Origin of the sequence: Streptomyces sp. NPDC007157, assembly GCF_040634235.1 — a bacterium.
Lineage (GTDB): Bacteria > Actinomycetota > Actinomycetes > Streptomycetales > Streptomycetaceae > Streptomyces.
Window position 1 is genome coordinate 301,558 of record NZ_JBEYFE010000006.1, and the last position, 20,268, is coordinate 321,825.

Annotated in this window: 15 protein-coding genes and 1 pseudogene; 7 read left to right on the top strand and 9 right to left on the bottom strand. The window is 71.2% G+C overall.

Translation table 11 applies throughout. From position 1 onward, the window contains the following. Position 1: 1 nt before the first annotated feature. On the bottom strand, positions 2–748 hold the full coding sequence (locus tag ABZ642_RS13825) for an SDR family oxidoreductase (RefSeq protein ID WP_360482095.1): 747 nt from the start codon (positions 746–748) through the stop codon (positions 2–4). Between the two features lie 137 nt (positions 749–885). Between ABZ642_RS13825 and ABZ642_RS13830 the strand changes: the two genes are divergently transcribed. From ABZ642_RS13830 to ABZ642_RS13845, 4 genes are read left to right on the top strand one after another with little or no spacing between them, the layout of a single operon-like run. Beyond that, a complete protein-coding gene (locus tag ABZ642_RS13830) occupies positions 886–1,638 on the top strand; it encodes an enoyl-CoA hydratase family protein (RefSeq protein WP_360482098.1) in 753 nt (250 codons plus the stop codon). Next, on the top strand, positions 1,631–2,479 hold the full coding sequence (locus tag ABZ642_RS13835; protein ID WP_360482101.1) for a CoA-transferase: 849 nt from the start codon (positions 1,631–1,633) through the stop codon (positions 2,477–2,479). Before ABZ642_RS13830 ends, ABZ642_RS13835 begins: the two co-directional genes overlap by 8 nt. Beyond that, positions 2,479–3,207 (top strand): CoA-transferase, encoded by a 729-nt coding sequence (locus ABZ642_RS13840; protein WP_360482104.1) that lies wholly within the window; start codon positions 2,479–2,481, stop codon positions 3,205–3,207. Before ABZ642_RS13835 ends, ABZ642_RS13840 begins: the two co-directional genes overlap by 1 nt. Next, positions 3,207–4,265 carry a nitronate monooxygenase gene (locus tag ABZ642_RS13845; RefSeq protein WP_360482107.1) on the top strand — a complete coding sequence of 353 codons (1,059 nt, stop codon included), beginning with the start codon at positions 3,207–3,209 and terminating at the stop codon, positions 4,263–4,265. The genes ABZ642_RS13840 and ABZ642_RS13845 overlap by 1 nt, the downstream gene beginning before the upstream one ends. Here the strand turns inward: ABZ642_RS13845 and ABZ642_RS13850 are convergent. The 3 genes from ABZ642_RS13850 to ABZ642_RS13860 are packed head-to-tail and all read right to left on the bottom strand — an operon-like array spanning position 4,249 to position 6,902. Further along, complete coding sequence (locus ABZ642_RS13850; RefSeq protein ID WP_360482110.1) at positions 4,249–5,406, bottom strand: acetyl-CoA C-acetyltransferase; 1,158 nt, start codon at positions 5,404–5,406, stop codon at positions 4,249–4,251. The two genes, ABZ642_RS13845 and ABZ642_RS13850, sit on opposite strands and share 17 nt — an antisense overlap. A gap of 46 nt (positions 5,407–5,452) precedes the next feature. Next, positions 5,453–6,088, bottom strand: a complete 636-nt coding sequence (locus ABZ642_RS13855) for a TetR/AcrR family transcriptional regulator (protein WP_360482112.1) — start codon at positions 6,086–6,088, stop codon at positions 5,453–5,455. A 25-nt stretch (positions 6,089–6,113) separates the two neighbouring features. Beyond that, positions 6,114–6,902 carry an SDR family oxidoreductase gene (locus ABZ642_RS13860; RefSeq protein ID WP_360482115.1) on the bottom strand — a complete coding sequence of 263 codons (789 nt, stop codon included), beginning with the start codon at positions 6,900–6,902 and terminating at the stop codon, positions 6,114–6,116. A gap of 53 nt (positions 6,903–6,955) precedes the next feature. Between ABZ642_RS13860 and ABZ642_RS13865 the strand changes: the two genes are divergently transcribed. Further along, entirely contained in the window at positions 6,956–8,095 is a 1,140-nt protein-coding gene (locus ABZ642_RS13865; protein WP_360482496.1) for an acyl-CoA dehydrogenase family protein, read from the top strand. Between the two features lies 1 nt (position 8,096). Continuing rightward, entirely contained in the window at positions 8,097–9,059 is a 963-nt protein-coding gene (locus tag ABZ642_RS13870; RefSeq protein WP_360482118.1) for an acyl-CoA dehydrogenase family protein, read from the top strand. Between the two features lie 80 nt (positions 9,060–9,139). Here ABZ642_RS13870 and ABZ642_RS13875 read toward each other — a convergent pair whose 3' ends face one another. The 5 genes from ABZ642_RS13875 to ABZ642_RS13895 form a co-directional block, all read right to left on the bottom strand. Then, a complete protein-coding gene (locus ABZ642_RS13875) occupies positions 9,140–10,801 on the bottom strand; it encodes a cytochrome bc complex cytochrome b subunit (RefSeq protein WP_360482121.1) in 1,662 nt (553 codons plus the stop codon). 87 nt (positions 10,802–10,888) lie between these two features. Next, positions 10,889–11,614: a VWA domain-containing protein gene (locus ABZ642_RS13880; protein WP_360482124.1), complete on the bottom strand. Its 726-nt coding sequence runs from the start codon at positions 11,612–11,614 to the stop codon at positions 10,889–10,891. Positions 11,615–11,773: 159 nt separating this feature from the next. Continuing rightward, positions 11,774–13,234, bottom strand: coding sequence for a glutamate synthase subunit beta (locus ABZ642_RS13885; RefSeq protein WP_360482127.1), 1,461 nt, complete (start codon positions 13,232–13,234; stop codon positions 11,774–11,776). Beyond that, the gene (gene gltB, locus ABZ642_RS13890; protein WP_360482130.1) at positions 13,227–17,831 is read right to left on the bottom strand and encodes a glutamate synthase large subunit; all 4,605 of its coding nucleotides are present in this window, start codon (positions 17,829–17,831) and stop codon (positions 13,227–13,229) included. Before gltB ends, ABZ642_RS13885 begins: the two co-directional genes overlap by 8 nt. Positions 17,832–18,205: 374 nt before the next feature. Further along, positions 18,206–18,937, bottom strand: coding sequence for a VIT1/CCC1 transporter family protein (locus ABZ642_RS13895; RefSeq protein WP_360482499.1), 732 nt, complete (start codon positions 18,935–18,937; stop codon positions 18,206–18,208). 296 nt (positions 18,938–19,233) lie between these two features. Here ABZ642_RS13895 and ABZ642_RS13900 point away from each other — a divergent pair. Next, positions 19,234–20,220, top strand: a pseudogene (locus tag ABZ642_RS13900) (ADP-ribosylglycohydrolase family protein); the annotation flags it as partial. Positions 20,221–20,268 lie beyond the last annotated feature (48 nt).

A 20,268-nucleotide genomic window follows, 5' to 3' on the forward strand; every position in this document is an offset into this window, starting at 1 on the left:
CTCAGTCCTCCTGGTCGGACGGCTTGTTGGCAGTTGCGGCATCGAGAAAGGGGGGCCGTTCCCCGCCGCCGTGCACGAGCAGGCTCGCCCCGCTGATGTAGGCGGCCGCGTCGGAGGCGAGGAAGACGGCGGCGGCGCCGATGTCGGACGGGGCGGCGAGGCGGCCCAGCGGGACGGTGCGGGAGACGGCGTCGACGCCGTCCTGGCCGCCGTAGTGCAGGTGGGCCAGCTCGGTGCGGACCATGCCGACGACCAGCGTGTTGACCCGGACCTCCGGCGCCCACTCCACCGCCATGGACCGGGCGAGGCTCTCCAGTCCCGCCTTGGCAGCGCCGTAGGCGGCCGAGCCCGGCGAGGGGCGGCCGCCGCTGACACTGCCGATCATCACCACCGCTCCACGGGCCCGCCGCAGGTGCTCGTACGCGGCGAGGGAGGCGGTGAGCGGGGTGAGGAGGTTCAGCTCGATCACCCGGGCGTGCCGCTCGGCGTCCGCCTCGTCGAGCCGCCGGTAGGGGGTGCCGCCCGCGTTGTTGACGAGCACGTCGACCCGGGGCAGGGCGTCGAAGAAGGCGCGCACGGCGGGCGGGTCGCGCAGGTCGAGAGGGGTGAACTCGACGCCGTCGAGGGGTTGTCCGGGCGGTCGGCGGGCACAGGTCAGAACGTGTGCGCCGGCCTCGGCGAAGGCCCGGGCGATCCCGGCGCCCACGCCCCGGGTACCGCCGGTGACCACGACGGTCCGGCCGTGCATCGAGTCGTCCACAGGGCCTCGGGCCAGGTTTTCCACAGGGCCTCCCGCTTGCTCGCACCGGCTGCTAGCTTCGAAGCCTCACACCTAACAAATGTTTGGTGGAAAGGTAGCTGAGTGCGAAGGTAGCTGATGCGTCCATGGGTGTCTCCACCTCGTTTCCAGAAAAGGGCGTCACGCTGGTCACCGTCGATCACCCGCCGGTGAACGCGCTGCCGGTGCGCGGCTGGTTCGCGCTGGCGGACGCGGTGCGCGCGGCGGGCCGCGACCCCGAAACCCGGTGCGTGGTGCTGGCGGCGCAGGGCCGCGGTTTCAACGCGGGCGTGGACATCAAGGAGATACAGGCAGAGGGGAACGAGGCGCTGCTCGGCGCCAACCGGGCCTGCGCGGAGGCGTTCGCGGCGGTGTACGAGTGCGAGACCCCGGTGGTGGCGGCCGTGCACGGCTTCTGCCTGGGCGGCGGGATAGGCCTGGTGGGCAACGCGGACGCGATCGTGGCGAGCGAGGACGCCGTCTTCGGGCTGCCCGAGCTGGACCGGGGCGCGCTGGGCGCGGCCACGCATCTGGCCCGGCTGGTCCCGGCGCATCTGATGCGGGCGTTGTACTACACCTCGCGCACGGCGACGGCGGCCCAGCTGCACGCGCACGGCTCGGTGTGGCGGGTGGTGCCGCGCGGGGAGCTGTTCTCCGCGGCGCTGGAGCTGGCGCGGGAGATAGCCGCCAAGGACGGCCGGCTGCTGCGCCTGGCCAAGGCCGCCATCAACGGCATCGACCCCGTCGACGTGCGGCGCAGCTACCGCCTGGAACAGGGCTTCACCTTCGAGGCCGCCCTCAGCGGGGTGGCCGACCGGGTCCGTGACACCTTCGGGAAGGAGGGTGCGGGGAGTGACTGACAAGACGATGACCGCGGACGAGGCCGTCGCACGGCTGAGCAGCGGCATGACCCTGGGCATCGGCGGCTGGGGTTCCCGACGCAAGCCGATGTGCCTGGTCAGGGCCGTGCTCCGGAGCGGCATCGACGACCTCACCGTGGTCTCCTACGGCGGCCCGGACGTCGGGATGCTGGTCGCGGCCGGCCGGGTGCGCAGGCTGGTGGCGCCCTTCGTCACCCTCGACTCCATCCCGCTGGAACCGCACTACCGGGCGGCGCGCGAGCGCGGGGCCCTGGAGCTGACGGAGGTCGACGAGGGCATGTTCATGTGGGGCCTGCACGCGGCCGCGAACCGGTTGCCCTTCCTGCCGGTGCGCGCGGGGCTCGGCTCGGACGTCATGCGGGTCAACCCCGGCCTGCGGACGGTGACGTCGCCGTACGACGACGGGGAGACCTTCGTGGCGATGCCCGCCCTGCGCCTGGACGCGGCCCTGGTCCACGTCAACCGCGCCGACCGGCTGGGCAACGGACAGTATCTGGGCCCGGACCCGTACTTCGACGACCTGTTCTGCGAGGCGGCGGAGACGGCCTATGTGTCCTGCGAACAGATCGTGGACACGGCCGAGTTGACGAAGGCGGCGGCCGCGCAGTCGCTGCTGGTCAAGCGGCTGCACGTGACGGGGGTCGTGGAGGCGCCGGGCGGTGCGCACTTCACCTCCTGCGCACCCGACCACGGGCGGGACGAGGAATTCCAGCGGCTGTACGCGACGACCCCGTGGGCGGAGTTCTCCGAGCGGTTCCTGGCCGGGGACGAGCAGGCCTACCGCTCCGCGGTGCGGAACTGGCAGGAGGAGCAGGGCTGATGGGTGTACTGCGCGCCGACTACTGCGTCATCGCCTGCGCCGAGGCCTGGCGCGGCTCCGGTGAGATCCTGGCGAGCCCGATGGGCCTGATCCCCTCCCTGGGCGCCCGGCTGGCCCGGCTCACCTTCGCCCCCGACCTGCTGCTGACCGACGGCGAGGCCCTGCTGGTCCGCCCGGACGGCACCCCCGAGGGCTGGCTGCCCTACCGGCAGCACCTCACCCTGGTGGCCGGTGGCCGCCGGCACGTGATGATGGGCGCGAGCCAGCTCGACCGGTACGGCAACCAGAACATCTCGGCCATCGGTGACTGGTCGCGACCCCGCCGCCAGCTGCTCGGGGTGCGCGGAGCACCCCTGAACACACTGAACAACCCGACGAGTTACTGGGTCCCGAAACACTCCCGACGGGTGTTCGTGGCGAAGGTCGACATGGTGTGCGGGGTGGGGTACGACCGGGTGGCCGAGCACCCGGGCACGGAACGCTTCCACCGCATCCCGAGGGTCGTCACCGATCTGGGCGTCTTCGACTTCGAGACGCCGGACCGCTCGATGCGGCTGGCCGCACTGCATCCGGGGGTGAGCGTGGGGCAGGTGCGGGAGGCCACGGACTTCGAGCTCACCGTCCCGGAGGAGGTGCCGTACACCCGCGAACCCGGCCCGGAGGAACTGCGGCTGCTCCGTGAGGTGCTGGATCCCGGCGGCGCGCGGACGAAGGAGGTCGCGGGCTGATGGAGACCGCGCTGACCCGGCTGGTCGGGGTCCGGCATCCGATCGTGCAGACGGGGATGGGCTGGGTGGCGGGCCCCCGGCTGGTCTCCGCGACGGCCAACGCCGGGGCGCTCGGCATCCTGGCCTCCGCGACCATGACCCTCGACCAGCTGCGTGCCGCGATAGCCGAGGTGCGATGCCGTACGGACGCCCCGTTCGGGGTGAATCTGCGGGCGGACGCGGCCGACGCCGGCGACCGGGTCCGGCTGATCGTCGACGGGGGTGTGCGGGTGGCGTCGTTCGCGCTCGCCCCCTCCGCCGAGCTGATCGCCGAGCTGAAGGGGGCGGGCGTGGTGGTGATCCCCTCGGTCGGGGCCCGGCGGCACGCCGAGAAGGTCGCGGCCTGGGGTGCGGACGCGGTGATCGTGCAGGGCGGTGAGGGCGGCGGGCACACCGGTGAGGTGGCGACGAGCGTGCTGCTGCCGCAGGTGGTGGACGCGGTACGGATACCGGTGGTGGCCGCCGGGGGCTTCTTCGACGGCCGGGGGCTGGTGGCGGCGCTGGCCTACGGGGCGGCGGGGGTGGCGATGGGGACCCGTTTCCTGCTCACCTCGGACTCGACCGTGCCGGACGCGGTGAAGGCGAGATATCTGGCGGCCACGGTCAGGGACGTCACGGTGACCAGGGCGGTGGACGGGCTGCCGCACCGGATGCTGCGCACCCCGCTGGTCGACTCCCTGGAGAACACCGGCCGCACGCGACGGCTGCTGCGAGCCGCACGCCACGCGGCCGTCTTCCGCGGACTCTCCGGCCTCACCTGGCCGCAGATGGCCCGCGACGGCCTGGCCCTGCGGCACGGCAAGTCCCTGTCCTGGAGTCAGCTGCTGCTCGCCGCCAACACCCCGATGCTGCTCAGGTCGGCGATGGTGGACGGCCGCACGGACCTCGGGGTGATGGCCTCCGGACAGGTCGCCGGCGTGATCGACGACCTGCCGTCGTGCGCGGAGCTGGTGGCCCGCATCGTGAAGGAGGCCGAGGAGGTGCTTCAGGGGCTGGAGCGGCTCAGAGCCGCTCGATGATCGTCACATTGGCCTGGCCGCCGCCCTCGCACATCGTCTGGAGACCGAAGCGGCCGCCGGTGCGCTCCAGTTCGTGCAGGAGGGTGGTCATCAGCTTGACCCCGGTGGCGCCGAGCGGGTGGCCGAGGGCGATCGCGCCGCCGTTGACGTTGACCTTGGCGGGGTCGGCGCCGGTCTCCTTGAGCCAGGCGAGGACGACCGGGGCGAAGGCCTCGTTGATCTCGACGAGGTCGATGGCGTCGATGGTGAGGCCGGTCTTCTTCAGGGCGTGCGCGGTGGCCGGGATCGGGGCGGAGAGCATCCGGATGGGGTCCTCGCCGCGGACGGAGAGGTGGTGGACGCGGGCGCGGGGGCGTAACCCGTGTTCGCGGACGGCCCGTTCGGAGGCGAGCAGCATCGCGGCGGCGCCGTCGGAGACCTGGGAGGAGCAGGCGGCGGTGATGGTGCCGCCGTCGACGACCGGCTTCAGGGCGGCCATCTTCTCCAGGGAGGTGTCCCGGCGCGGGCCCTCGTCCACGGCGGCCGGGCCGTAGGGCACGATCTCGCGCTCGAAGCGGCCCGCGTCGATGGCGCGCAGCGCCCTGCGGTGGGAGTTCAGGGCGAACTCCTCCTGGTCCCGGCGGCTGATGCCCCACTTGGCGGCGATCATCTCGGCGCCGGCGAACTGGTTGACGGGCTGCCTGCCGTACCGGGCGCGCCAGCCCTCGCTGCCCAGGAAGGGGCCCTCGGTCAGCCCCAGCGGCTCGGCGGCCTGCCGGGAGGCGAAGGCGATCGGGATCTGGGACATGTTCTGGACACCGCCGGCGACCACCAGGTCCTGGGTGCCGGAGAGCACGGCCTGCGCGGCGAAGTGCACGGCCTGCTGGGAGGAGCCGCACTGCCGGTCGACGGTCACGCCCGGCACCTCCTCGGGCAGCCCGGCCGCCAGCCAGGCGGTCCGGGCGATGTCGCCGGCCTGCGGTCCGACCGCGTCGAGGCAGCCGAAGACGACGTCCTCGACGGCCGCCGGGTCGATGCCCGACCGCTGGACCAGGGCGGTCAGCACATGAGCGCCCAGATCGGCCGGGTGGACACCGCTCAGTCCACCCCCGCGCCGCCCGACGGGCGTACGCACCGCTTCGACTATGTAGGCCTCGGCCATGTCAGCGACTCCCTCGACAGAAAGGGGTTTTCAGCGAATGGGTGAGCTATTCACGGACGGCGATCCCGTCCAGCACCATCGACAGGTACTGCCGGGCGATCTCCTCCGGGCTGTGCTGTCCGCCGGGCCGGTACCAGGAGGCGGCGACCCACACGGTGTCGCGCACGAACCGGTAGGTGAGCCGGACGTCGAGGTCGGCGCGGAAGACGCGCGCGGCGACCCCGTGCTCCAGCGTGGACAGCCACGCCTTCTCGAACTTGCGCTGCGACTCGGCGAGGAAGGTGAACCTCTCCTGCGCGACCAGTTGCTTGCTCTCCTTCTGGTAGATCGCCACGGCGGCACGGTGCCGGTCGATCTCCCGGAAGGACTCGGTGACCAGGGCTTCGAGGGTCTCGCGGGGACCGAGCCCGGCGTCCAGGACGGTGTCGTAGCCGCCCCAGAGCTCGTCGAGGAAGGTCCGCAGGATCTCCTCCAGCATCGATTCCTTGGAGTCGAAGTGGTAGTAGAGACTGCCCGCGAGCATGCCCGCGTGGTCCGCGATCTTGCGTACGGTGGTGGCGTTGTAGCCCTGCTCGGCGAAGACCTCGGCGGCGGTTTCGAGGAGTTCGCGGCGTCGAGCCGGCGCGGCGGCGGCCGCGCGCCTGCTTGTGGCGGTCACCTGGGGCTTCTTCTTGGTCGGCACGGGTCCATTGTCGGCGCTCCGGTGGTCAGGGATGCTGACTGCTGACGGAGACGACCTCTCCGGTGAGGTACGAGGAGTAGCCGGACGCCAGGAAGACGATCGCGTTGGCCACCTCCCAGGGCTCGGCATACCGCCCGAAGGCCTCGCGCGCGGTCAGCTCCGCCAGCAGTTCGGCGGAGGTCACCTTCACCAGGTGCGGATGCATGGCGAGGCTGGGCGCCACGGCGTTGACCCGCACTCCGTACTCGGCCGCCTCGATGGCCGCGCACCGGGTCAGCGCCATCACCCCGGCCTTGGCGGCGGCGTAGTGCGCCTGCCCGGCCTGGGCACGCCAGCCGACGACGGAGGAGTTGTTGACGACGACCCCGCCCCGTCCGCTCTCGCGGAAGAGCCGCAGGGCGGCGCGCAGGCACCGGAAGGTGCCGTTGAGAGTGACGTCCAGGACCCGCGCCCACTGCTCGTCGTCCATGTCGACCAGGGTCGAAGTCCCGCCCAGGCCCGCGTTGTTGACGACGATGTCCAGCCGCCCGTGGTCCCGTACGGCGGTGTCGAACAGGGCCCGCACCTGCCCCTCGTCGGTCACGTCGCAGGGCACCGCGGTCACGGCGCCCGGATGCGCACCCGACAGCTCGGCCTCGTACTCCTTCAGCCGGCGCGCGTGCGCGTCGCTGATGAGCACGCGCGCGCCCTCCTCCAGGAAGCGGCGCGCGGTCGCACCGCCGATCCCCGCCCCGGCCGCGGCGGTCACGACGGCGGTGCGCCCCTCCAGCAGCCCGTGCCCGGGCACGTATTCCGGACTCTCGACGCCTGTCATGGGCCCACGCTAACCTACCAAACACTTGTTAGGGAAGGACGGTGACGACGACCGTGGACCTGACCCACACCCCGGCCGACGAGGAGTTCCGCGCCGAAGCCCGCGCCTGGCTGGCGGAGCATGTACCCGACCCGCCGCTCCCCTCCCTGGAGACCGCGGAGGGCTTCGCGGCACATCGCGCGTGGGAGGCCGAACTGGCCGCGGACCGCTGGTCGGTGGTGTCCTGGCCCGAGCGGTACGGCGGCCGGGACGCGGGGCTGATCCGCTGGCTGGTCTTCGAGGAGGAGTACCACGCGGCGGGCGCGCCAGGCCGGGTCGGCCAGAACGGCGTCAGCCTGCTCGCCCCGACCCTCTTCGACCACGGCACGGAGGAACAACGCGCCCGGGTGCTGCCGCCGATGGCCACCGGCGAGGTGGTCTGGGCGCAGGCCTGGTCCGAGCCCGGGGCCGGTTCCGACCTGGCCTCCCTCACCTCCAGGGCGGTGCGGACGGACGGCGGCTGGCTGCTCCGCGGCCAGAAGACCTGGTCGTCACGGGCCGCGTTCGCCGACCGCGCGTTCGGCCTGTTCCGCAGCGATCCGGACACGCCCAAGCCGCACCAGGGGCTCACCTATCTGATGTTCGACCTGCGCGCCCCGGGGGTCACGGTCCGCCCGATCGGCCGCCTCGACGGCAAACCGGCGTTCGCGGAACTCTTCCTGGACGACGCGTTCGTCCCCGACGAGGACGTGATCGGCGAGCCGGGCCAGGGCTGGCGGACAGCGATGTCGACGGCGGCCAACGAGCGAGGGCTGACGCTGCGGTCACCGGGACGGTTCCTGGCCGCCGCCGACCGGTTGCTGCACCTGTGGCGGGCGCGGGGCGCCCCGGAGTCCGCCGCGGGCCGGGTCGCCGACGCGGTCATCGGCGCCCGCGCCTACCAGCTCTTCACCTACGCGGCCGCCTCCCGTTTCCTGGACGGCGAGGCGCTCGGCCCCGAGTCCAGCCTGAACAAGGTGTTCTGGTCCGAGCTGGACCTGGCACTGCACGAGACGGCTCTCGATCTGCTGGGCCCGGAGGGCGAGTCGGCGGACACCTCGTGGTCCGAGGGATACGTCTTCTCCCTCGCCGGGCCCATCTACGCGGGCACCAACGAGATCCAGCGCGACATCATCGCCGAGCGCCTGCTCGGCCTGCCGAAGGGACGCCGCTGAGATGCGTTTCCTCCTCGACCCCGAGCAGCGCGACTTCGCCGCCTCCCTGCGGGCGCTGCTGACGGCGGCGGACACTCCGGCGGTGATACGGGAGTGGAGCCGCGGGGAGCACAGGAGCGGACGGGCCCTGTGGGGGCGTATCGGCGCGGCGGGGGTGTTCGGTCTCGCGGTGCCCGAGGAGTACGGCGGGGAGGGGCGCCGGGCCGTCGAGCTCGCGCTCGCGTTCGTGGAGTTGGGGCGGCATGCGGTACCCGGGCCGCTGGTGGAGACGGTGGCCGCGGCGGTGCTGCTCGGTGAGAGCCCGGATCTCGCCAAGCGGTTCCTGCCCGGGATCGCCTCGGGAGAGACCCTGGCGACGGTGACGGTCGCCGAGCACGGGTACGGGTACGCGCTGGACGGGGACGCGGCGGATGTGCGGCTCGCCGCGACGCCGGAGGGCTTGCGGCTGTCCCCCGGCGCCGGTGCGGTACGCCGGTCCCTGGACCCCGCGCGCCGGCTCACCCCGCTCGCCCCGGTCGGTGAGCTGATCAGCGCGGAGCCGGCCTGGGCGGGTGCGCTGACCTGGGCGCGGCTGGCGGTGGCCGCGCAGGCGCTGGGGGTCGGGCTGGCGCTGCTCGACAGCACGGTGGCGTATGTGAGGCAGCGGAGTCAGTTCGGGGTGCCCGTCGGCTCGTTCCAGGCGGTCAAGCACCGGCTGGCCGATGTGAAGATCGCGCTGGAGTTGGCCCGGCCGGTGGTCTTCGGGGCGGCGGTGACGATGACTCCGTCGGATGTGGCCGCGGCGAAGCTCGGCGCGTGCGAGGCGGCGTACCTCAGCTCGCGGGCCGCGCTGCAACTGCACGGGGCGATCGGCTACACGGCGGAGTACGACCTGTCGTTGTGGCTGACCAAGGCGCGGGCGTTGCGGGCGGCTTGGGGGACGCCGGAGGAGTGCAGAGACACGGTTCTCCACGGCCGTACGTGAACTGCGGGCCGGTGGGGGGCGGGGCGCCCACGCGGCGGTAGCCGCATATCCGGTACAGCCCCGCGCCCCTGAAGCGACGCCTAGTGGTGATCGCCGCTCGTGAGCTCCTTGTACTCCTCCTGCGTCGGCTTCGGGATGTGGGTGTCCGGGCCGAACATGCCCTTCGCCAGGCTCGCGCGTACCCGCTGGACGACCGTGGCCTTTCGGCGCACCCCGTTCGCGTCCTCCAGCGGGCCGATCTCGTACGGCGGGTTCTGTTCGTGCTGGGTGAGGACGAACAGGCTGCCCTGGCTGAGGGGTTCGTGGACCTCGATGTACTCGCCGTGCGGAAGCATCTTGATGAGGCCGGTCTCCCTGCCGTGCAGCACCTTGTCGCGGTCCCGGCGCTGCAGGCCCAGGCAGACCCGCTTGGTGGCGATGAAGGCGAGCACGGGAACGACGAAGACGGAGATCCGCACGAACCAGGTGATCGAGTTGATGGAGAGATGGAGATGGGTGGCCACGATGTCGTTGCCGCCGCCGATCAGCAGGACGAAGTACAGGCTGAGCCAGGCCACTCCGAGGCCGGTGCGGACGGGGACGTTGCGCGGCCGGTCGAGGATGTGGTGCTCGCGCTTGTCGCCGGTGATCCACGCCTCGACGAACGGATAGACGCCGATGGCCACGAGGAAGAGCGGGAAGACCGAGAAGGGGATGAGGACACCCAGCGCCAGCGTGTGGCCCCAGGCGTTGATCTCCCAGCCGGGCATCACGCGGATCAGCCCCTCGGAGAAGCCGAGGTACCAGTCGGGCTGGGCGCCGGTCGTCACCAGGTCCGGACGGTAGGGGCCGAAGGCCCACACCGGGTTGATGGTGGCGATGGCGCCGATGACCGCGAGGATGCCGAAGGTGAGGAAGAAGAAGCCGCCGGCCTTGGCCATGTAGACCGGCAGGAAGGGCATGCCGACGACGCTCTTCTGGTCGCGTCCGGGCGCGGGGTACTGGGTGTGCTTGTGGTAGAAGACCAGGATCAGATGGGCCACCACCAGTCCCAGCATGATCCCGGGGAGCAGCAGGACGTGGATCGGGAAGAACCGGGAGATGATGTCGTGGCCCGGGAACTCCCCGCCGAACAGGAACATCGAGATGTACGACCCGACGATCGGGATCGACAGGATCGCGCCGTCGGCGAACCGGACGCCGGTGCCGGAGAGCAGGTCGTCGGGGAGCGAGTAGCCGGTCAGGCCGGTGAGGATGGCCAGGAACAGCAGGGTCCAGCCGAACAGCCAGTTGACCTCGCGGGGCTTGCGGAAGGCGCCGGTGAAGAACACCCGCATCATGTGGACGAGCATCCCGGCGACGAATACCAGCGCCGCCCAGTGGTGGATCTGCCGGATCAGCAGTCCGCCGCGTACGTCGAAGCTGATGTGCAGCGTCGACTCGTACGCCTTGGTCATGATGATGCCGTTCATCGGCCCGTAGGAGCCGTGGTACACGACCTCGGCGCCGCTGGGCTCGAAGAAGAGCGTGAGGTAGATGCCCGTGAGGATCAGGATGAGGAAGCTGTAGAGGCAGACCTCGCCCAGCATGAAGGACCAGTGGTCCGGGAACACCTTGCGCATGTTGGCCTTGGCCAGGCCGTATATCCCGAGCCGCCCGTCGGCCCAGTCCGCGAGCTTCTCACCCTTGCCCGGCGGGTTCTCCCTGCCCGCCGAAGTCCCCACCCGTGCCGAGCCGTTCACCGTTCGTGCCGCGTCGTCCATACGTCGCGTCGCCTCCCCGCCGGATCATCCCTCAGGGTGGCACGACAGGCCCCCGACAGCCAACGGTGCCGCTCGAAGTCGGTCGGCTCAGCCGGCTCGTACGATGCCCGCCGCCCGGGCCGCCGCCAGCCACTGCGGGAACTCGCCGACGAGAAGGTCGTACAGCCGGCCGTCCGGCATCTTCATCGGGTCCGAACCGGCGTGGAAGAAGCCCGCGTTGTCCACCGCCCGCCTGTCCGGCACCACCAGTTCGTCGAGCTTGCGCAGGAAGTCGAACTGTTTGCTGTGCGGGTCGCCGAAGCCGACGAACTGCCAGAACAGCGGCAGCTTGGCCGCCTTGCACAGGTAGCGTTCGGCGGCGAGCTTGTTGATCGGGCCGCCGTCGGTCTGGAAGACGACCAGGGCGGGCGCGGTGGCGCCGCTGTCGAGGTAGTGGTCGATGACGGCGTCCATGGCCAGGTGGTAGCTGGTCTTCCCCATGTGCCCGAGCCCGGCCGCGATCTTCTCGATCCGGCCCTCGTGCCCGGCGAGTTCGATGTCGGTGACCGCGTCGATGTCGGTGGAGAAGAAGACGACGGGGACGCGGCCGTCGTCGTCCAGGTGCGCGGAGAGGCCCAGCACCCGGTCGGCGAGGGCCTGCACACTGCCGTCGGCGTAGTACGGCTTCATGGAACCGGAGTAGTCGACCACCAGGTAGACGGCGGCCCGGAGTCCGTCGAGTCCGTGCTTGGTGAGGGAGATCCCGGCGGAGCGGTAGGAGCCGACGAGCGCGGGCGCGGTCTGCGCCACCTTGCTGGGACTGATCGCGGCCATCCCCGCTCCCCCTGATTCCCCCGGATGCACGGTCGGGATGCCGAGGTTACTTGATCGGGGAACTGCTGCGGCACCTGCCCAGTCGTCCGGTCGGGGACTGGCGGGCAGGCGCCGCATGGTGTTCCGTACGCCTTTGTACGGGACGTTCTCAGGGGTGGGTCAGACCATCAGCGAGCGGTCCGTCGGGCGGATCGGGGCCGGGAGTTCGCTCGCTCCGGTCAGGAAGCGGTCGACGCCCTTCGCGGCCGAGCGGCCCTCCGCGATCGCCCAGACGATCAGGGACTGGCCACGGCCGGCGTCACCGGCGACGAAGACGCCCGGCACGTTGGTCTGGAAGTCGGCGTCGCGGGCGACGTTGCCGCGCTCGTCGAGGTCGAGACCGAACTGCTCGACCAGGCCGTTGTCCTGGTCGGTGCCGGTGAAGCCCATCGCGAGGGTGACCAGCTGGGCCGGGATCCGGCGCTCGGTGCCCGGCTTCGGAGTCAGCCTGCCGTCGATGAACTCCACCTCGGTGAGGTGCAGCCACTGGACGTTGCCGTCCTCGTCGCCCTCGAAGTGGGTGGTGGAGACGGAGTAGACCCGCTCACCGCCCTCCTCGTGCGCCGAGGTGACCTTGTAGAGCATCGGGAAGGTCGGCCACGGCTGGTGCGGCGCCCGGTCCTCGCCCGGCCTGGGCATGATCTCCAGCTGGGTGACCGAGGCCGCGCCCTGGCGGTGGGCGGTACCCACGCAGTCCGCGCCGGTGTCGCCGCCGCCGATGACGACGACGTGCTTGCCCTCGGCCGAGATCGGGGAGGTGACGTAGTCGCCCTCCTGGACCTTGTTCGACAGCGGCAGGTACTCCATCGCCTGGTGGACGCCCTTCAGCTCCCGCCCGGGGACCGGGAGGTCACGGGCGGTCGTGGCACCGGCGGCGATCACGATCGCGTCGTACCGCTTCTTCAGGTCGGTCGCCTTGAGGTCGCGGCCGATCTCGATACCGGTACGGAAGCGGGTGCCCTCCGCGCGCATCTGCTCGATACGGCGGTTGATGTGCCGCTTCTCCATCTTGAACTCGGGGATGCCGTAGCGGAGCAGGCCGCCGACGCGGTCGGCGCGCTCGTAGACGGCGACCGTGTGGCCGGCCCGGGTCAGCTGCTGGGCGGCGGCGAGGCCGGCCGGGCCCGAGCCGATCACGGCGACGGTCTTGCCGGACAGGCGCTCCGGGGCCTGCGCGGCGACGGTGCCCGCGTCCCACGCCTTGTCGATGATCGAGACCTCGACGTTCTTGATGGTGACGGCCGGCTGGTTGATGCCGAGCACACAGGCCGACTCGCACGGAGCCGGGCAGAGGCGACCGGTGAACTCCGGGAAGTTGTTGGTCGCGTGCAGGCGCTCCGAGGCGGCCGTCCAGTCCTCGCGGTAGGCGAAGTCGTTCCACTCGGGGATCAGGTTCCCCAGCGGACAGCCGTTGTGGCAGAACGGGATCCCGCAGTCCATGCACCGGCCGGCCTGCTTGCTGATGATCGGCAGCAGCGAGCCGGGGACGTAGACCTCGTTCCAGTCCTGGACGCGCTCGGTGACGGGACGGGTCCGGGCGACCTCACGGCCGTGCGTCAGGAAGCCCTTCGGGTCAGCCATTGATCGCCGCCTCCATCATCTTCTCGGTGATCTCGGTCTCGGAGAGACCCGCTCGCTCGGCGGCGTCCTTGGCGGCGAGCACTGCCTTGTACGTGCTGGGGATGATCTTGCTGAACCGCCGCACCGCCTCGTCCCAGTCGGCGAGCAGCTTCTCGGCGACCGTGGAGCCGGTCTCCTCGGCGTGCCGGCGCACCACGTCGTGCAGCCACTGCTTGTCCGTGTCGTCCAGGGCCTCGACGGCGTCCACGTTGCCGGCGTTGACGTTGTCGCGGTTCAGGTCGATGACGTAGGCGATGCCGCCGGACATACCGGCCGCGAAGTTACGGCCCGTCTCGCCCAGGACCACCGCGTGACCACCGGTCATGTACTCGCAGCCGTGGTCGCCCACGCCCTCCGAGACCACCAGCGCACCGGAGTTGCGGACGCAGAACCGCTCGCCGGTACGACCGCGCAGGAACAGCTCGCCGCCGGTCGCGCCGTACGCGATGGTGTTGCCCGCAATGGTGGAGAACTCGGCGAGGTGGTCGGCGTTGCGGTCGGGGCGCACGATGACCCGGCCGCCGGAGAGGCCCTTGCCGACGTAGTCGTTGGCGTCGCCCTCCAGGCGGAGCGTGACACCGCGCGGCAGGAAGGCTCCGAAGGACTGGCCGGCCGAGCCGGTGAAGGTGATGTCGATGGTGTCCTCGGGCAGGCCCGCACCGCCGAACTTCTTCGTCACCTCGTGGCCGAGCATGGTGCCGACCGTGCGGTTGATGTTGCGCACCTTGATCTGGGCGCGCACCGGCTGGGCGTCGGTGGCGCTGGAGGCGGCCAGGGCGTCCGAGGCGAGCTTGATCAGCTCGTTGTCCAGGGCCTTCTCCAGACCATGGTCCTGCCGGACGGTCTGGTGCAGGGCCGCGCCCTCGGGCAGCTCGGGCACGTGGAAGAGCGGGGTCAGGTCCAGGCCCTGCGCCTTCCAGTGGTTCACGGCGCGGGTGACGTCGAGCGCCTCCGCGTGGCCGACGGCCTCCTCGATGGAGCGGAAGCCCAGCTCGGCGAGGATCTCGCGGACCTCCTCGGCGATGAACCGGAAGAAGTTGACGATGTACTCGGCCTTGCCGGAGAAGCGGTCGCGCAGCACCGGGTTCTGGGTGGCGACGCCGACCGGGCAGGTGTCCAGGTGGCAGACGCGCATCATGATGCAGCCGGAGACGACGAGCGGCGCGGTCGCGAAACCGAACTCCTCGGCGCCGAGCAGCGCGGCGATGACCACGTCCCGGCCGGTCTTCAGCTGGCCGTCGGTCTGGACCACGATCCGGTCCCGCAGGCCGTTGAGCAGCAGGGTCTGCTGGGTCTCGGCGAGGCCGAGCTCCCAGGGGCCGCCCGCGTGCTTCAGCGACGTCAGCGGGGAGGCGCCCGTGCCGCCGTCGTGGCCGGAGATGAGCACGACGTCCGCGTGCGCCTTCGACACACCGGCGGCGACCGTGCCGACGCCGACCTCCGAGACCAGCTTGACGTGAATCCGCGCCTGCGGGTTCGCGTTCTTGAGGTCGTGGATCAGCTGGGCCAGGTCCTCGATGGAGTAGATGTCGTGGTGCGGCGGCGGCGAGATCAGGCCGACGCCCGGGGTGGAGTGCCGGGTCCTGGCGACCCACGGGTAGACCTTGTGGCCGGGCAGCTGGCCGCCCTCGCCGGGCTTGGCGCCCTGGGCCATCTTGATCTGGATGTCGTCGGCGTTGACCAGGTACTCGGAGGTCACGCCGAAACGGCCGGACGCCACCTGCTTGATGGCGCTGCGCCGCGCGGGGTCGTACAGCCGGTCCGGGTCCTCGCCGCCCTCACCGGTGTTGGACTTGCCGCCCAGCTGGTTCATGGCGATGGCGAGGGTCTCGTGGGCCTCGCGCGAGATGGAGCCGTACGACATGGCGCCGGTGGAGAAGCGCTTGACGATCTCGGAGACCGGCTCGACCTCGTCGACGGAGATCGGCGCGCGGCCTTCGTCACCGGACTTGAAGCCGAAGAGCCCGCGGAGCGTCATGAGCCGCTCGGACTGCTCGTTCACCCGGTCCGTGTACTTCTTGAAGATGTCGTAGCGGTTGGCACGCGTCGAGTGCTGGAGGCGGAAGACCGTCTCCGGGTCGAACAGGTGCGGCTCGCCCTCGCGGCGCCACTGGTACTCGCCGCCTATGTCCAGGGCGCGGTGGGCCGGCGCGATGCCGGAGGCCGGGTACGCCTTGGCGTGGCGGGCGGCGACCTCCTTGGCGATGACGTCGATGCCGACGCCGCCGATCTTGGTGGCGGTGCCGTTGAAGTACTTCTCGACGAACGCGGTGTCGAGACCGACGGCCTCGAAGACCTGGGCGCCCCGGTAGGAGGCGACCGTGGAGATGCCCATCTTGGACATGACCTTGAGGACGCCCTTGCCGAGGGCGTAGATCAGGTTGCGGATGGCCTGCTCGGACTCCATGCCCGGCAGGAAGGTGCCCGCGCGGGTCAGGTCCTCGACGGACTCCATGGCCAGGTACGGGTTGACGGCCGCGGCGCCGAAGCCGATCAGCAGGGCCACGTGGTGGACCTCGCGGACGTCACCGGCCTCGACCAGCAGGCCCACCTGGGTGCGCTGCTTGGTGCGGATGAGGTGGTGGTGGACGGCCGCGGTGAGCAGCAGCGAGGGGATCGGCGCGTGCTCGGCGTCCGAGTGCCGGTCCGACAGGACGATCAGCCGGGCGCCGTTCTCGATGGCCGCGTCGGCCTCGGCGCAGATCTCCTCGATCCGCGCGGCGAGGGTGTCACCGCCGCCGGAGACCCGGTACAGGCCGGACAGGGTCGCGGCCTTGAAGCCGGGCATGTCGCCGTCGGCGTTGATGTGGATGAGCTTGGCCAGCTCGTCGTTGTCGATCACCGGGAAGGGCAGCACGACCGAGCGGCACGAGGCGGCGTTCGGGTCGAGCAGGTTGCCCGCGGGGCCGAGGGACGAGCGCAGACTCGTCACCAGCTCTTCCCGGATCGCGTCCAGCGGCGGGTTGGTGACCTGCGCGAACAGCTGGGTGAAGTAGTCGAAGAGCAGCCGCGGGCGCTCGCTGAGCGCCGCGATCGGCGAGTCGGTGCCCATGGAGCCGATCGGCTCGGCACCGGCCTTGGCCATCGGCGCGATGATGACGCGCAGCTCTTCCTCGGTGTAGCCGAAGGTCTGCTGGCGGCGGGTGACCGAGGCGTGGGTGTGCACGATGTGCTCACGCTCGGGCAGGTCGCTCAGCTCGATCTCGCCGGCCTCCAGCCACTCGGCGTAGGGCTCCGCGGCGGCGAGGCCCGCCTTGATCTCGTCGTCCTCGATGATGCGGTGCTCGGCGGTGTCGACGAGGAACATCTTGCCGGGCTGCAGCCGGCCCTTGCGGACGACCTTGGCGGGGTCGATGTCGAGGACGCCGACCTCGGAGCCGAGCACGACCAGGCCCTCGTCGGTGACCCAGTAGCGGCCGGGACGCAGACCGTTGCGGTCGAGAACGGCGCCGACCTGGGAGCCGTCGGTGAAGGTGACACAGGCGGGGCCGTCCCAGGGCTCCATCATCGTGGAGTGGAAGCCGTAGAAGGCACGCCGGGCCGGGTCCATGGAGTCGTGGTTCTCCCACGCCTCCGGGATCATCATCAGCACCGAGTGCGGCAGCGAGCGCCCGCCCAGGTGCAGGAGTTCCAGCACCTCGTCGAAGGAGGCCGAGTCGGAGGCGTCGGGCGTACAGATCGGGAAGACGCGGTCCAGCTTCTCCTGCGGGCCGAACAGGTCGGAGACCAGCTGGGACTCGCGGGCGACCATCCAGTTGCGGTTGCCCTTGACGGTGTTGATCTCACCGTTGTGGGCGACGAAGCGGTAGGGGTGCGCGAGCGGCCACGACGGGAAGGTGTTGGTGGAGAACCGGGAGTGCACGAGCGCGATCGCGGATGCGAAGCGGCGGTCGGACAGGTCCGGGAAGAAGGGCTCCAGCTGGCCGGTGGTCAGCATGCCCTTGTAGACGATGGTCCGGGCGGACAACGAGGGGAAGTAGACGCCCACCTCGCGCTCGGCGCGCTTGCGCAGCACGAACGCCCTGCGGTCCAGCGCGATGCCCTCGCTGGCGCCGTCGGTGACGAAAACCTGCCGGAAGACCGGCATGGTGGAGCGGGCGGTGGCGCCGAGCAGCCCCGGGGCGACCGGAACCTCGCGCCAGCCGAGGACGGTGAGGCCCTCCTCGCCCGCGATCGTCTCAATCCGCGAGATGGCGTCCTGGGTGCCGTCCTCGGGCAGGAAGGCGATACCGGCGGCGTACGAACCGGCCGCCGGCAGTTCGAAACCGGCCACCTCGCGGAAGAAGGCGTCGGGCACCTGGGAAAGCAGTCCGGCACCGTCACCGGAGTCGGGCTCGGAGCCGGTCGCGCCGCGGTGCTCCAGGTTGCGCAGAACCGTGAGTGCCTGCTCGACCAGCGCGTGGCTCGCCTCGCCGGTGAGGGTGGCCACAAAGCCGACGCCACAGGCGTCATGCTCGTTGCGGGGGTCGTACATACCCTGCGCAGCAGGGCGAGCATCCATGAACGACCAGTTCAGGCCATTCGTGGAGTGCTGGGACGGCTGGCGCGGCGTACGCATCGGCTCTCCCGTCGTCGTCAGTGGCATATAGCAGGTGCCGAGGGACGACGCTGGCCCTCTGCGTTTTTGTTGCGAAATTTCACGCAGGTTACATGATGGAGCGGTTCTCGGGAACTGGATACACCGTTCCAACATGCGGACGCCGTAGGGGTTTACGGCGGGGTACCGCTCATGCGGTGAAGGTGGTGGGGGACCGATCCGGACAGATCCGTGTCCATCGGTCCGCAGGGGCGGGGGTGAGCGTCGCCGACACCCCACATGTGCACGTCAGGCGTCCTTGCCTGCGGTGCTTACGGCTCATGCCCAGTGGTTAAGCATTCGAAACCAGCGAGTAACGGCTACTTATGCGGCCCAACGCATAAGTAGCGGTCCAGCTATCCTACGGCGGTTCCGAACAGGCTGCCCAGGGCGTACGTCACACCGGCCGCGGCGCCACCCAGCGCGAGCTGCCGCAGACCGCTGAACCACCAGGTCCGCGCGGTCACCCTGGCCACCACGGCACCACAGCCGAACAGCCCGACGAGCGCCAGCAGCAGGGCGGGCCAGAGCGCGCCGGCGCCGAGCAGGAACGGCAGTACGGGCAGCAGCGCGCCCAGCGCGAACGAGCCGAAGGACGACACGGCGGCGACCAGCGGCGAGGGCAGGTCGCCGGGGTCGATGCCGAGCTCCTCGCGGGCATGTATCTCCAGCGCCTGCTCCGGGTCGGCGGACAGCTGCCGGGCGACCTCCCGCGCGAGCGGCGCGTCGACCCCTCTCGCCTCGTAGAGCGCGGCGAGCTCTGCCTCCTCGTCCTGCGGATGCCTGCGCAGCTCCCTGCGCTCCACGTCCAGCTCGGCCTCGACGAGCTCGCGCTGCGAGGCGACGGAGGTGTACTCGCCGGCGGCCATCGAGAAGGCGCCGGCGGCCAGCCCCGCGAGTCCGGTGATGACGATGGTCTGATGGCTGACGGCCCCGCCGGCGACGCCGGTGATCAGGGCGAGGTTGGAGACGAGCCCGTCCATGGCACCGAAGACCGCGGGCCGCAGCCACCCTCCGTTCACGTCCCGGTGGGTGTGGTTGTCGCGGTGCGCCTCGTGCAGCGTCGCCTGGGTCTCGATGACGGCCATGCGGGTCCCCCAACAGGTCTCGAACATGCCTCACCTAAGCTGAGGCAAAGCTAAGTCTGGACTGATTCCATCTTTTGACAACCTTGACACTACGCCCCGCCATTCCCTGCCGCCAGCAAGGAAAGGCTCGGCTAACCTGCGGCTTTACCCTTCTCCACTCAGTTGTGCGATGTACTGCACAAATGTCGACCGGGTGATGTGGCGGCCCGGCAGGCTGCGGTCAACCGCCGTTGGTGGGACACATCCGCAAACGGTTCCGCGCCCCGGCGCGAAGCCCCTCCCGGAGAGGCCCGCCCATGTCATCGATCGTCTGCACCCCGCCGGCCCCCGCCCCCGACGAGCGCGCCTCCCCGCTGCACGACCGGGCACGGGGCGCGCTGCTGGGCCTGGCGGTGGGCGACGCGCTCGGGGCGCCGGCGGAGAACATGAAGCCCTCCGAGATCCGCGCCCGCTGGGGCCGCATCACGGGGTACGTCACCGACACCCCGGCCGGCACGGACGACACCGAGTACGCGATCTTCTCCGGCCTGCTCCTCGCCCGCCACGGCTCGGCACTCACCCCGGCCCATGTCGAGGCGGCCTGGCACGAGTGGATCGCCGACCGCGCCGAGGGCCCCTTCAAGGGCGCCGGCTTCAGCGAGCGGGGCACCCTGGAGAACCTCCGCCGGGGCCTCGCCGCCCCCATCTCCGCCCAGCACCGGCACGCCTGGAGCGACGGCCTGGCCATGCGGGCGGCCCCCTTCGGCGTCTTCGCGGCGGGCCGGCCCGTCGAGGCGGCCCGGCTGGTCGCGATCGACGGTTCGGTGAGCCACGAGGGCGAGGGCATCTACGGCGGCCAGGCGGTGGCGGCGGGCGTGGCGGCGGCGATGGCGGGAGCCCCGCCGACGGCGGTGGTCGCGGCCGCGCTGGCGGTGATCCCGGACGACTCCTGGACGGCACGCTCCCTGCGCCGAGCCGTCTCGGTGGCCCACCGGGGCGAACGGGCGGTGCGCTCCGCGGTCGTCATCGGCGGCTACCCGTGGACCGACCTGGCCCCGGAGGCGGTGGCCCTGGCCTTCGGCGCGTACGCGGCGGCGGACGGCGACTTCCGGGACGCGGTACTGACGGCCGTCAACATGGGCCGCGACGCGGACACGACGGCGGCGGTGGCGGGGGCGCTGGCGGGGGCGACGCAGGGTGAGAAGGCGATCCCGCCGGACTGGGCTGCGGCAATCGGCCCGGCGAGGGGAAGCTGCCTGCCGGCGATGGCGGGCCGACACGTACTGGAGGTGGCGGCACTCCTGACAGGAGCGCCCCCGAGAACACCGGCCCCGACCTCCTCCCCACCAACC